At 45.8% G+C, this 14234-nt stretch carries 11 protein-coding genes; 6 read left to right on the forward strand and 5 right to left on the reverse strand.

Annotation, left to right across the window (positions count from 1 at the left end):
* The first annotated feature begins 101 nt into the window (after positions 1-101).
* Positions 102-2612: a VolA/Pla-1 family phospholipase gene (locus L5L97_RS19230; RefSeq protein ID WP_263183512.1), complete on the forward strand. Its 2511-nt coding sequence runs from the start codon at positions 102-104 to the stop codon at positions 2610-2612.
* 111 nt (positions 2613-2723) lie between these two features.
* A complete protein-coding gene (sohB, locus tag L5L97_RS19235) occupies positions 2724-3740 on the forward strand; it encodes a protease SohB (RefSeq protein ID WP_263183514.1) in 1017 nt (338 codons plus the stop codon).
* Positions 3741-3827: 87 nt separating this feature from the next.
* Here the strand turns inward: sohB and L5L97_RS19240 are convergent, their stop codons facing one another.
* Together L5L97_RS19240 and L5L97_RS19245 are read right to left on the reverse strand one after the other, a co-directional pair.
* Positions 3828-4895 (reverse strand): DUF3083 family protein, encoded by a 1068-nt coding sequence (locus L5L97_RS19240; protein WP_028760986.1) that lies wholly within the window; start codon positions 4893-4895, stop codon positions 3828-3830.
* A gap of 145 nt (positions 4896-5040) precedes the next feature.
* Complete coding sequence (locus tag L5L97_RS19245; RefSeq protein WP_028760985.1) at positions 5041-5640, reverse strand: arylesterase; 600 nt, start codon at positions 5638-5640, stop codon at positions 5041-5043.
* 52 nt (positions 5641-5692) lie between these two features.
* Between L5L97_RS19245 and L5L97_RS19250 the strand changes: the two genes are divergently transcribed.
* The 3 genes from L5L97_RS19250 (at position 5693) to lepB (ending at position 9848) form a co-directional block, all read left to right on the forward strand.
* Entirely contained in the window at positions 5693-6421 is a 729-nt protein-coding gene (locus L5L97_RS19250) for an ABC transporter ATP-binding protein (RefSeq protein WP_212600695.1), read from the forward strand.
* Positions 6422-6423: 2 nt separating this feature from the next.
* On the forward strand, positions 6424-8919 hold the full coding sequence (locus L5L97_RS19255) for an ABC transporter permease (RefSeq protein WP_263183517.1): 2496 nt from the start codon (positions 6424-6426) through the stop codon (positions 8917-8919).
* Positions 8920-9185: 266 nt separating this feature from the next.
* The gene (lepB, locus tag L5L97_RS19260) at positions 9186-9848 is read left to right on the forward strand and encodes a signal peptidase I (RefSeq protein WP_263183519.1); all 663 of its coding nucleotides are present in this window, start codon (positions 9186-9188) and stop codon (positions 9846-9848) included.
* A 75-nt stretch (positions 9849-9923) separates the two neighbouring features.
* On the opposite strand, the gene gltS is transcribed toward lepB, so the two are convergent.
* The 3 genes from gltS to folX form a co-directional block, all read right to left on the reverse strand.
* A complete protein-coding gene (gltS, locus tag L5L97_RS19265) occupies positions 9924-11147 on the reverse strand; it encodes a sodium/glutamate symporter (RefSeq protein ID WP_263183522.1) in 1224 nt (407 codons plus the stop codon).
* A 532-nt stretch (positions 11148-11679) separates the two neighbouring features.
* Positions 11680-12573: a TIGR01777 family oxidoreductase gene (locus L5L97_RS19270; RefSeq protein WP_263183524.1), complete on the reverse strand. Its 894-nt coding sequence runs from the start codon at positions 12571-12573 to the stop codon at positions 11680-11682.
* An 87-nt stretch (positions 12574-12660) separates the two neighbouring features.
* The gene (gene folX, locus L5L97_RS19275; RefSeq protein WP_006082167.1) at positions 12661-13023 is read right to left on the reverse strand and encodes a dihydroneopterin triphosphate 2'-epimerase; all 363 of its coding nucleotides are present in this window, start codon (positions 13021-13023) and stop codon (positions 12661-12663) included.
* 98 nt (positions 13024-13121) lie between these two features.
* Between folX and L5L97_RS19280 the strand changes: the two genes are divergently transcribed.
* Positions 13122-14231, forward strand: coding sequence for an AI-2E family transporter (locus tag L5L97_RS19280; RefSeq protein ID WP_219234382.1), 1110 nt, complete (start codon positions 13122-13124; stop codon positions 14229-14231).
* Positions 14232-14234 lie beyond the last annotated feature (3 nt).

Here is a 14234-nt window from a genome sequence, read left to right on the forward strand (position 1 = left end):
TTAGGGGCTAACATAAGCCCTATTGGTCACAGATCTAAAAGCTATTGTGACTAATTTCTTGGGGAAAACAAAACTATTACAACAAGATTTGGGGAAAAAAGATGAAAAGACTCATTTTGTGTGTTGCGATCGCATCTGCACTGGGCCTCACAGGATGTGGAGAGGACAGTTTTAACGAACTCAAGGATAAGACTGATCCGCTCGTCCCTGAATCGCGTATAACGATTGGATTTGATCCAGGTAATAAGGTTTCACCAGTTTTATCGACTCCGAATGATCTAATATTTAATGGTACTGTTGATGGTACATTAAATATGCCTAAGGAAAAGGCTGATGGCACTAGTGATTACACTGATCCTCAAATGGCTTTGGGTGCTTTAGATGGTTGGTCTACGACTTCACCCATTACAATTCCAATTGATGACGTGACGCTTGTCCATAAGGGCGTTGTACTTTCATTAGATGAAGACACCGTTGGATTACCCGGTGCAGTTAGAATGTTTGAAGCCACTGTCGGTGGTCCTTTATCATCTGATCCTGAATGTAAGCAAAAACCATCGGTTTCGGCTTGTAAAGTCGGTAGCGAATTACAATTTGGCGTAGACTTTGTTTCTAAAGCTGTCGGTAAACAGATTGTCATCATTCCAATTAAGCCGTTGAAAGCAGGTCAATCGTATATTTATGCAACAACTAATGTCATACGAGATTCTGAAGGCGAGTCATTGGTTACATCTAGCACTTATAAAGCGGTTCGAATGGATTCTGATACATTAGGCTTACCGTTACCAGAACAAAAGTCCCTACAGATTTTGATTAATAGTTATGAGAAAGGCATAGCTGCGGCTCATAATGTTGATTTATCGACTATAAGCTTTACCGGCTTATTCACCACACAATCTGTCGCTAATGTTTATGAAACCACTAAACTATTGATGGTACAACCAGGGTCTCCCTATGCGCCAAGTTTTGCCCAGATGCCAACGCCTTTAGGCATAACTGTTGCACAAGCGGCGGGATTAACGGACTCAAATAGTGCAGCCTTTAAAGCCGCTGATTTAGCCGATGTGTATACCGCCAAAATTAAACTGCCGATTTACGGTGACTGTTCTTCGGTCAGTTGTTTATCAACAGAAGGCAAACCATTAATTAATGGCCATTGGAAAGCACAAGGCGATAGTCCAGTCTCTGTACTATTAGCTTTGCAAGCGGGCACTCTTAGCCAAAATAGTTTTGGTATGCAAGCCGTGGCCAATGGGATTGCGAACCCTGCCGATGCGTTAGCAAATCCGGCTCTAATGGCGGGTAAAACTTGGTTGTTAGACGATGGTACAGCGGTAGATAAAACTAAGCATCTGACTAAGTTCAATCCTATTCCAGCGATTAAAGGATATGAAACCGTACCTGTACTGATTTCAATCCCTAATGCGGCTAAATTAGCAGCGCTCTACAATAATCCTGATCTAGCGACTGCGCCATCAGCTGGTTGGCCAACCACAATCGCACTGCATGGTTTAGGCGGCGGTAAAGAAATGTCACTGGCTTATGCGGGTTCGTATGCGGCAATGGGCGTTGCCACTGTTGCGATTGATATGCCGCTCCATGGGGCGCGCTCATTCGATGCTAACAACGATGGGGTTTATGAAGTCTCTGCGACAGATCCATTGTTCCCCGCTCCTCCAAATAAACCTGATGCCTATAAAAATGGTAACCCGTTGGTATTTGTGAATATCGCGAGCACTTTGTCAGTGCGAGATAACTTCCGCCAAGCGACGATGGACCATTTAGGGGTGCGTCTTGCACTTACGGGATTAGCACAGGGCTTAGCACAAGCAGGGCAGCCACAATTATTTGACGTGACTAAAATCAGTGCTCAAGGTCTGAGTTTAGGCGCCATTGTCGGCACCGACTTTGCGACTTATGCCAGTACAGGCATGAAGAATCCTGCTACGGGTGATGCCTTGCCAAATGCGTATGGCATCAAAGCCGTATCCTTAGTTGCACCAGCAGGTGGATTGGCAGGAACATTTGCCGGTTCTGTAAGATTTGGCCCAGTGCTGTTTAGTAATATTACCGCATCAGCCACCTTTAAAGCGCTGGTCGATAAGGCTAATACTGCAGGATATGAGGTGGGGAGTCCTGAATATGAGGCACTGGTGCAGGCAGTATATGCCCAGTTTATTCCTACGTTTGCCTTTGCGGTTCAAACGGCTGTGGATTCTGCGGATCCAATTAACCATGCCGCTATGTTAAAAGTGACTGGCTTACCTGTGCACTTAATTGAAGTGGCGGGTGATGGTAACGGTAACTTAGCAGACCAAGTGCTGCCTAATCGCGTCGATAACTTCCCATTATCGGGCACTGAGCCGCTGATCGCTGCCATCGGGCTACCTTGTGCCGATAGCACGAGCAAAGGTCATGGCGTTGTGCGCTTCGCTAAAGGTCACCACAGTTCGATTGTTGATCCTAAAGAAAAGGAATCAACGGATGGTATGGCCGCGGCTGCCACGGTTGAAATGCAGACTCAAGTGGCAACCTATGCTGCTACTGCAGGTAAGGGCGATGCGACGATTTTAGTGACAAACAGTGAGGTCATTGCGACTTGTCCTAACTAATCTTGCCTTAATCGGAAAAACCCAGCCTTTGCTGGGTTTTTTTATGGGCCTTTAGGCTGTTAGAATAGCGCGCAATTGACTGAATGATGTAACGCCCTAACGGAGAACACTTTGGAATTTTTATACGAGTATGGAATGTTTTTGGCGAAAGCCGTCACAATAGTGGTCGCAATCGTTGCCGTTATTATTGTGGTGTTGGCTTCCACTGTAAAACACAAGTCAGATAAGGGCGAGCTGAGGATCACTAACTTGTCTGAAGAGTTAGAAGAACTTAAGCATGGCTTAAAAGAAGAACTTCTGTCAAAGAAACAATTCAAAGCCTATGAAAAGCAATTAAAAGCTGACGAAAAGGCAAAAGACAAGGCCGCAGATGAAGCCTGCACGGGCAAAGTGTTCGTGATTGATTTTAAGGGCAGTATCGATGCCGCTGAGGTTGCATCACTGCGTGAAGAAATCAGTGCAATTATCGCTATCGCAGAAAAAGGCGATGAAGTGGTTGTCAATGTAGAGAGTGGCGGTGGTATGGTGCATGGTTATGGTTTAGCCTCCAGCCAGTTAGATCGCTTACGTCAAGCAGATATTCCATTGACTGTCTGTGTTGATAAAGTCGCCGCCAGTGGCGGTTATATGATGGCCTGTGTTGCGAATAAAATTTATGCTGCGCCTTTTGCCATTGTCGGTTCAATTGGTGTTGTCGCTCAACTGCCTAACTTTAATCGCCTGCTGAAAAAGCATGAAATTGATTATGAGCAACACACGGCCGGTAATTTTAAGCGCACCTTGACAGTATTTGGTGAAAACTCCGATGAGGGAAGACAGAAGTTTCAAGAAGAACTCGAAGAAACCCACGTCTTATTTAAAGCGTTTGTTGGTAAGTATCGCCCTGAGTTGGATTTAGTGAAAGTCGCTACTGGCGAGCATTGGTACGGTCAGCAAGCTATTGAATTAGGTTTAGTTGATGCGATTTCGACCAGCGATGATGTGATAATGTCACTCGCCACAGAGCGTACTGTGTACAAGATGCGTTATCAGGTGAGAAAGAAACTTGCCGATAAAATTGCCCACGGTGCTTCTTTGTCTGTGAACGCTATTTTCAATCGCCTCATAGAAAAAAATCGTCCTATGTAATTCTGTCTATTGGTGAATAAAAGTAAAAACGCCTGCATTTGCAGGCGTTTTCATTTGCTGAGCTTTCGCGGCTAATACCTAAGTGGGTTAGATTTGATAGCTGATATGTTGATGGAAGCGTACGATGAGATCTTCACGCTCCGGATCGACACCTATGTCGGCTGCGAAGGCCTTCAGAGCCGTTTCAACATTGTTCATAAAACGACCGAAACCCGAATCGTCACAGTCCTTAGTACCTGCCACTATGGTAAAGTGCGCGGCTTCGACTAAGTTATCGGCATCCCAGCGACGGATAACTTGTTGCTCAGTCGCATTAGGATCGAACCCTATCATTTGTACTTCGGCTTTGCTGTCGAGCTTTTCAAACTTACTGTTACGCACAAGCGGTGTTAAGCCGTTCGCTATCATAGCAAGGCGTGTCAGCTGTCTATTAGCTGCCGCTTTGAGGAAGCAGTCTTCAAGATGTTGATATAAAGGCGTAAAGTCAGTGGCTGAGTCAGGTAATAAACCCTGTTTGAGTTTGCGGCTCAGCGGCAAGCTCACTGTCACATAGGTGAGAGAGCTAACGTTTTCTGGTAACTCACATTTTCTGGCTTTATATCTTGGGCCGATGGCGCGCAGTTTATAACCATAGGTTTCTTTATAGCCCTTAGCTTTTGCGAACAGATCATAGGATAAATGCTGATGGTCGCGGACCTTAACCTTAAGATCGCTTATCGGCATCAAGGGCATTAATTCAGTGAGTAACTCACGCACCTTGATATGGAAACTGGCGGAATTACTGCGAATATCGTCACCTGTGGCGAGAAACACAATGCGCAGTTTACGGGCGCGATAGTTTTCTTGCGAGAATAAGTTTTGGGCTTCGTGGTAGGCTGGGTTATAAAAAAATAGAATTTGTTCAGTGGTTTGGAAGCAATATGCTTCGGTATGGTAACGCACTACTGGCAGTTTATCGTTAGTGATCACGTGAACATTACGGAGATCGTGTTGTTCTGCCAAATTAAATATCAAACGGCTTAACGTTTGATAACAGCTTTGATAATCGGGATATTGATTGAGTAGCTCATCCGTCACCTTGATTTCGGCTGTGATGTATTGATTTGTACGGGCTTCCTTGGGTATGTACACTTTTTGCTGATGGCTAAGGGACATATTGACTCCTTGTTTGAGTTAACCATTTGCTAACACGAATTTTACTGTTTATCTATAGGGTTAATCTTGCGTTAGAACACGTTTTTATCCGTTGAGTATGAGTTTAGCTAAGTAAGCGGTTCGTTAGCTTAAAATAGCAGCTATTTTATTGGGTTAACGCATTTTCTATCCATGGTTGCATCCAAGCCGCAATCTGAGCTTGTGCCTTTTCGTTGGGATGAATGCCATCCCTTTGCATTAATTCTGGATGGGGCGCGATATCCTGCATAAAGAAGGGGATCAACACTATATCCTGGGTTTTAGATATGTCTTGATACACTTGGGTGAACTTTTGGGTATAGCGAGGGCCATAGTTAGGCGGTACCATGATCTCGGTCAGCAGCACTTTTGCGCCGCTATCTTTGGCTAGGGTAATGATTTGGATTAGATTATTTTCGAGTTGCGTTGGGGGGAATCCACGTAAACCATCATTACCTCCTAGCTCAACGACCACAAGATCGGGAGCAACAGAATCGAGCAAGGCGGGTAATCGGCGTAGGCCGCCCGCTGTGGTTTCGCCGCTCACTGAGCCATTGGTAAACTGATGTTCGGGCAGATTTTTTTGCAGTAGTGCTACCCAGCCTGACTGTTCTGCCATGCCGTAGCTAGCGCCTAAGCTATCGCCGAGGATCAGTATCTTTGCCGCGTGAGCGGGCGTGACCATGAGTACACTCAGTAGGATGAATGCCCCTAGGGTCTTCGCCATTGATTTTAATCTTAGCGATTGATACCAGAACGATTTATATAAGAAGGATCCTATGTCTAACGTCATCTTAAAAAACAGTGCCATTAATGTTGTTAACCTCGAAAAATCAGTGATTACTCAGGAAGGAACGCTCACTATCCTCAAGGGCATTAACTTAGATGTCAAGCAAGGTGAGAGTGTGGCTATTCTCGGCCCATCAGGTTCAGGCAAATCCACCTTATTGGGATTGCTTGCGGCGCTTGATACGCCTACGTCGGGGGAGATTTGGCTCGATGGTGTGGCATTATCACCACTGAATGAAGAGCAAAAAGCTGCACTGCGTAAACAGAAGGTCAGCTTTATTTTTCAATCCTTTATGTTAGTTGATACCTTAACTGCGCTCGAGAACGTCATGTTACCCGCCGAGCTTGCAGGCGTGAGCAATGCCAAGGAAAAAGCGCAGGCCATGTTGGTGCGGGTTGGTTTATCCCATCGCTTGACCCATTTACCCAAACAGCTTTCGGGTGGCGAACAGCAAAGGGTGGCAATTGCCCGCGCTTTTATCTGTGAACCTACAGTTTTGTTTGCCGATGAACCAACAGGCAATTTAGATAGCGTCAACGGCCATAAGATTGCCGATATGTTGTTTGAGCTTAATCAAGAAAGCCATACAACTTTAGTCCTTGTTACCCATGATCTGCTGCTGGCCAAGCGGTGTGAGCGTCAATTGGTGATGGATAACGGCCATTTACAGGAAGATATCACTCAAACAGAACCGCTAGCCGATGTTAAGGAGGCTTAATAATGGAGTTAAGTCTGGCATGGCGCCTGTTTAAACGCGAGTTACAGCAGGGACAATTGTTATTGATTATCCTCGCTATTACGCTCGCGGTTTTGTCTGTGAGTGGCTTGGCGCGGGTGAGTGAACGTCTGCAAGTGGCAATTAGTGGTCAAGCTTCACAGTTTATTGCTGCCGACCGTATTATCGATTCGCCGGTTAAAATTGATGCGGCGATTTTATCCAAAGCCGAAGCGCTTGGGCTTAAGCATGTGACTAACATGCAATTTAATTCCATGGTCTATTCGGGAGATAAGTTTCAGTTAGTCACAGTACGCGCCGTAGAGTCGGGTTACCCGCTTAAGGGCGATATTGAACTCACCAGCGGTAAAACCAAGGCGTTACCTCAAGCGGGCGAAATCTGGTTTGAGACTCGCTTAGGCGGACTTTTGGGTTATCCCAAATCCATCGAACTAGGTAACAGCGAATTTGTGCTCAGCAATGAGATCAGCCGCTTACCCGACGCAGGTTTTAATCCTTTTGCTTCATCGCCGGTGGTATTGATGCGGATGGAGGATGTCACCAAAACAGGTGTTATTCAACCAGGCAGCCGCGTGACCTATCTGTATCAATTTGCTGGCGATGAAGCCTCGCTTACGGCCTTTGAGCAAAGTGTTAAACCGCTTTTGAATAGCACCCAACGTTGGGTCGATGTGCAATCCGGTGATTCACCGATTGCGGGAGCGGTTAAGCGAGCGGAGCGCTTCTTACTGCTGGCAAGTTTGATGGGCATTGCATTGGCCTGCGCGGCGATAGGTATTGCCGCCCAGCGTTATTGTCAGCGCCATTACGATGTGGTTGCCATGCTGAAAACCTTTGGCGCCTCGGCAAAGCAAATTCGCCTGTTGTTTGGTACTCATTTATTGTTGGTAACGCTACTGGGAATTGGTCTAGGTCTAATTGGGGGAGGGTTACTCGATTTTGGGATCAGTTATCTATTGCCACCCGAAATTGCGGCCTATTCACCGCCACTCACACGGCCATTATTACTCGGTATCAGCACTGGGCTCATCAGCGCCTTTATGTTTTCGGCTTATCCATTGATGCGTTTACTGGCTATTCCGCCACTGCGAGTGTTGCAGCGCCAGTTAGAAGGCTTACAGCTTGGTATGTGGCTGCATTTGCTACTGAGTCTAGGGGCTATGGCACTACTGGGCTATTTGTATTCCCAAAGTTGGACTTTGACTCTGACTGTGGTCGCGGCTGTGCTATTGCTGGCTGTGCTGTTAAGTCTGCTCGGATTTGTGATGATCCGCGCGGGACACAGTGTTGGTATGAAGACTACCAATCCTTTGCAATTAGCGCTGGCGGGGCTAAGGCGTCGTGCGCGGCAAAATGCGGTGCAATTGGTTGGTTTTAGCGCTGCACTGGTACTTTTATTGACGATTTTAGCGCTAAGACAAGATTTACTTAACGAATGGCAAAAACAGTTGCCCGAAAATGCGCCTAATTATTTCCTTGTCAATATTGCGCCTGATGATGCAAAGCCCTTGAATGATTTCATGACGGCTAAGGGAATAGTGGCGACGGACATTTATCCGGTGATCCGTGGCCGGTTAACCCAAATTAACGGTGAAGCGCTGATTTCGAATGAACAGTCCGAAGCGGGTGAAAAGGGGAGAGTGGGCATTTCGCGCGAGTTAAACTTAACGTGGCGCAATACAATGCCTGCTAACAACGAACTGTTAGAGGGGCATTTTAATCAAGCGGCCGATGAAGTGTCGGTGGAATCTGGCGTGGCAGACCGTTTAGGTATTGGCATTGGCGATAAGTTGACTTATGTGATTGATAATCAAAAGCTCACAGTTAAGGTTGCCAGTATCCGTGCCGTGCACTGGGAAACGCTGCAGCCGAACTTCTTTATGATTTTCACCCAAGAAGCTCTCGCGCCCTTTGCTTATACCTCGATGGCGAGTTTCTATCTGAATGACCAGTCAACAAACGGTCAAGCACTGAGTGCCGATGGTACGCCTAAGGATGCAGTGATCCTTGCGCTTATTCAGCAATTTCCGACGATATCTATCATAGATGTTGGCGCTATGGTGGGGCAGTTGCGGCAGATAATTGAGCAAGTGTCGCTGTCCTTGTCTTTAGTGCTGGCCTTAGTGTTATTAGCCAGTGCCTTAGTCTTGATTGCACAGACTGAGGCTGGCATGGCAACTCGGCAACGTGAACTCGCTGTGTTGCGTACCTTTGGTGCTTCAGGATGGTTATTGCGCAGTGCAACGGGTTTAGAGTTCGCCTTGCTTGGCGGTATTGCGGGTGTGTTAGCCGTAATTGTGGCCGAATTTGCGTTATATCTACTTAAGACACAAGTGTTTGAGCTTAATGTATACATGCACTGGCCTTGGTGGGGTATTGCCCCAGTTTCTGGAGCCTTAATTGTCGCCTTACTTGGGGTATGGCGTTGCCGACAATTGCTCAGCCAATCCTGTTCCGAGCTATTGAAAGCTGGGATCTAGGGCGGTTTGTGAACTCTGTTGATGGGCTAAAACATAAAGCTTATTAAAACAACAAGCTGAGCCAACAATAAAAGCACTGATGCCACATAAGCTCAGTGCTTTTTTGTTATGGGGTTGATTCTGCTGCACTTGAATTGAATATGCTTTTTACATCGGCTTACAAATTGATCTGTGCTTAAGCAGGTAGCAACAGAACTTAGTGCAACGCAATGGGTCTATCTAACTGAGAACAGCGACTAGCTTATATATGCCATAGAGGGAATATTATGTTCAAAGGAATAACAAAACTGCTTAAGGATAATCGCTCCTTTTTTCTGTTTATCAGTTTAATGCTAGTGTTCAGGAGCGCGGTGGCCGATTGGAATACTGTGCCATCGGGTTCTATGCTGCCGACTATCGTCGAGGGTGATCGCATTCTTGTTAATAAGATGGCTTATGATCTTAGGGTGCCATTTACGCATATTGCATTAGTTAAACTGGCAGATCCTGCTCGTGGCGATATTGTGGTATTTGACTCGAAAAAGGCCGATAAAAAGCTGATTAAGCGAGTAATAGCTGTGCCAGGCGATACTGTGATGATGCAGGATAATCGCTTGTATTTAAACGGCAAACTGCTCAGCTACACATCCCAAGCATTGAGTACTTATGCTCCCGCTGATGTGACAGAAATGCAGGAAAATTTACTCGGTATGGTCCACAGTATTCGCCTTAACCCAGTACCCTCAAGGCTTGCCAATTTTGGACCTGTCACAGTGCCAGATGCGCATTATTTAGCCCTGGGTGATAATCGTGATAACAGCGCTGACTCTCGGGTTATTGGCTTCGTGCCCCGTGATGAGATTGTTGGGCGTTCAAGTTCAGTCGTTTTCTCCCTTGATTATGATGATTATTACCTGCCTCAGCCTGAACGCTTAATGCGTGAATTCTAGTCTTAACTATTTTGAACCATGAAATAGGGCGCCAAAGTCGGCGCCCTATTTTTTAAGTGATTGAGTTATAAACAACTACTTCATAAAGCTCAGATAGCCCTGTAAGACAATTAAGTTAACTATGTCGATGAAGAAGGCACCGACGATAGGTACTACCATAAAGGCTTGGGGGGATGGCCCTGTGCGTGAGACGAGCGCGCCCATGTTCATTACCGCCGTTGGCGTAGCGCCCATACCAAAGCCGCAGTGGCCACCGGTGATCACCGCAGCATCGTAATTACTGCCCATGACTTTGAACGTCACGAAATAGGCAAAAATGGCCAACACTGCGGTTTGTACCAGTAATATCACCAGTAGCGGGATCGCTAAATCAAAAATTTCCCATAACTTTAAAGTCATTAAGGCCATTGAGAGGAAGAGAGACAGCGCGACAGTCCCTATCACATCGATGCTTTCGGTATGGGGTTTGTAACCGCGGGTGAGTTCTGTGAGATTAGCGATGAGCACGCCAAGAAAAAGAGCATATACAAAGTCGGGCATCTTTAGCCATACAATACCCGATTGGCTGATCCACAGCGTGAGCCATTTTGATCCTGCAACACACAACAACAGCACAAACAGAGTTTCTAATATGGTTTTGGCGGTGACTTGGTCTTCTTCTAAGTGATCATAAGTGACTAAATGTGGATGTTCACTGTGATGCTTGCGGCCAACCCCATAGCGAGAAACAAGATTATGCTTACCGATTAATCGCTGCGCGACGGGGCCACCGATGATCCCACCCATGATCAAACCAAAGGTTGCCGCAGCCATAGCAAACTCTAAGGTGTTGATACCGTAGCGCTCAGCAAAGGTTTGTGACCAAGCAACTCCGGTACCATGCCCGCCCGACAGGGTAATTGATCCTGCGATAAGTCCCATGATGGGATCGAGCCCCAATAGGCTGGCTAAACTGACGCCGACGGCATTTTGAATCACAATATACACTGAGGCCACACCTAAAAAGATGGAGACTTTTTTACCACCGCTGAGCAATAGCTTGTAGTTTGCCGAGAGGCCAATTGTGCTAAAAAACATCAGCATTAAGGTATTTTGCAGTGATAGGCTGAAGTCGAGGCTGATATTTTGAAAGTGAAGAAATGTGACTCCCGCGGCGACAACTAGGCCACCCACTATGGGTTCGGGGATATTATATTGCCTGAAGACACGTACATGGCGATTGATAGAGTGGCCGATAAATAGCACGAAAATGGCAATTAAAAATGATTCTAGCTCGCCAATCATATAGGTCGTGTGCATGAAAATTCCTTACAAACTGTCTAAGTGCGGGCGTTTCATTGGGCACAATGTCCAATGAGAAGTAACCCATCTTGTTATTAAGTACCTGCTAATGCTGGATGTTAAGCGCTTGATGTCGAGGACAGATCAGTGTTAATCCGATAAAAAATTTAAAGGACGAGTAGGCGCGAGTGTGTATCGTTTTATGGTCTACAGACCAAGAACAGCAGATTAAATAGCCTGTTCCTGAGCATAAATAACTGTCTATTTATGAGGTGTTGCTGAGTCTATCTGTGATCAAGGCTGAGGCGGTTAATGCGTGCCTCCTATGACCGAATGGAGGCGAGTTTAGCAGAAAATGGACGGATTGTCGCTAAATCATAATAGAAATCATGATGTTATATTCTTGTTTTTCTAGTGTTGCTAAAATAATGGCAAGATTGACGCTACAATATACTTGGTTGTTGAGCGGATTTGAATACTAAGATCCGCCTGCATCAGCGACTGATTTTATCAGGATATTTAAGCTGAGTTTAGGCTCTAGCGTGCTAGCCTATTTGGCTAACACGTTTGTTAAGGCGTTATCAAGATCACTGAATTGAAACTGAAAACCCGCTTCGAGGGCACGTTTGGGGTAAACAAATTGCCCTTCTGTCAGCAGCTCCGACATTTCGCCCATCGCTAAGCGTAATGCAAGCGGTGGGGTAGTGATTAACGCTGGGCGATTAAGTACTTTTCCGAGCGCTTTGGTAAACACAGCGTTACTTACTGGATTGGGTGCAGTGGCATTAAATATGCCTTTACAGTGTTGTTGAGTGAGTAAAAAATCAATAAGGGAAATGAGATCCTGCACATGGATCCAGCTCATACCTTGGCGTCCATGGCCAATTGGGCCACCGAGTCCGAGTTTAAATGGCGGTAACATTTTCTCTAAGGCACCACCTTTACCTAGCACGATACCAATACGGATAATACAGACGCGTGTGTGCTCTGAGGTTGCATTTAGCGCCTCTTGTTCCCATTTTCGACAGATGTCATGGCTAAACTCAACATGGGCGCCACTAGACTCATCGAGTAATTTATCATCGTGCCGCCCGTAATAACCGACTGCCGAACCACTCACCATGATCTGAGGAGGAGTGCTACTCTGTTGTATTAGCTGAGTTAATCTTGCCGTAATATTCCAGCGACTATCACAAATGCGTTGCTTCTGGTTTTTACTCCAACGTTTAGCGACTATGGGTTCACCCGCAAGATTTACAATGGCATCAATGTGATTTAAGTCGCTTAGCTCATCGAGACTCTCGAGGTAATGGTGCTGATTGCCGAGCACTTTTTGTGTTTGTTGCACCGAGCGAGTTAATAACGTCAGTTGATGATATGGCGCCAGTCGTTCGACTAATTGGCGGCCAATAAAGCCGCTTGCGCCGGTGATCAGTATATTCATGGAACCTCTCTTAATTGGTTAAGCTCTGCGGATATATACCAAAATGCGGTGTGCAACGATCACTTAGTCGGAGTATTTTTAGCTAGATTATTTTTGATAACATAACTCCATCGAGACTGAATCGGCAAAGCGTAGTGCATGGGGCTTGTCGATTTCGACACTGGCAAATTCAACCCAAGGATGCTCACTGGCGATGGCCAGCGTTTGGCTGGTGAGATTTTCGAGTAATGAGAAACGGTTATTCTCAATCAGTTCAATGATCTTTTTGGTGATAGTGCGGTAATTGAGCGCATCCTCGACATTGTCACTGTTGCGGGCACGTTCGGCACAATAATGGATCACGACATTAATGATCACGTCTTGGCGATTTTGGATTTCATCTTCTTTAATGCCAATAAAAGTACGAAGTCTTAAGTTTTTAATGCGTATAATCGCGGTTTCTGGTTTCATAATGACAAATGGCTATCTTAAGCTAAAGTTGCTGAGGTTAAGTGGTTTCAAGGGTTAGCCTAACAATTTTATCTAAGATCAAGAAGGATTTTTAATAAATGACTCGACCTAATGCGCCCTCTGCTGCCTATCGTGGCTTTGCGGTTATGGCCTTTGTAGTGATTATTTTGGCAGGGATTAAGGCGGCGAGCCCGATTGTGGTGCCGTTTGTGCTGTCCAGTTTTCTTGCGGTGATTTGTAATCCTGCAATCGGTTTGATGACAAAGTTCCGTGTGCCTAAATGGCTGGCAGTGATCCTCTTGATGGGTTTTATTGTGTTGATGGGCCTATGGTTAGCCTCAGTCGTCGGCAGTTCTGTCAATGAGTTTTCTAAACAATTGCCCCAATATCGCGATCAGCTGGTGGAGCAGTTTTCGTGGATTATCCATAAATTACAGGCATTAAATATTCAGATTTCGAAGGATCAGGTATTAGCCTATTTTGACCCAGGTATGGCCTTGTCTATGACCACGAATATGCTATCGGGTGTCGGCAATGTGATGGCGAATTTATTTCTGATCATCCTCACTATCGTCTTTATGCTGTTTGAAGCTCAGTCGCTGCCAAAGAAATTGCATCTGGCATTGGACGATCCCGATATGCGCTTAAAGCAGATTGACCGCTTTTTACAATCTGTGAATCAGTACATGGTGATCAAGACCTTAGTGAGTTTGGCTACTGGGATCATCGTCGGTGTGGGGTTGACCTTCATTGGCGTGGATTACGCCATGTTATGGGCGGTGATTGCTTTCCTGTTTAATTACATTCCCAATATTGGTTCTATCATTGCCGCAATTCCAGCGGTGTTGTTGGCCTTTATTCAGCTTGGCCCTGCGGCTGCGGGGGGGACTGCACTTTTGTACGTGGGTGCCAACATGGTGATGGGCAATATCATTGAGCCTAAATTTATGGGGCGCGGTCTGGGGTTATCGACCTTAGTGGTGTTTTTATCATTAATTTTCTGGGGCTGGTTATTAGGTTCTGTGGGCATGTTGCTGTCAGTGCCATTGACTATGGTGGTTAAAATTGCCCTCGAATCGAGTAAGAGTGGTAATTGGTTAGCCATTTTATTATCGGACGATATCGAAGATAAGTTCTTGGCCAGTAACACGGAAAATGCAATTCCCAATGGCGATGAAGCCAATACAAGTGCAACTGAGAGTAAGTAGTAG

Source organism: Shewanella sp. SM71 (assembly GCF_025653905.1).
GTDB lineage: Bacteria > Pseudomonadota > Gammaproteobacteria > Enterobacterales > Shewanellaceae > Shewanella > Shewanella oncorhynchi.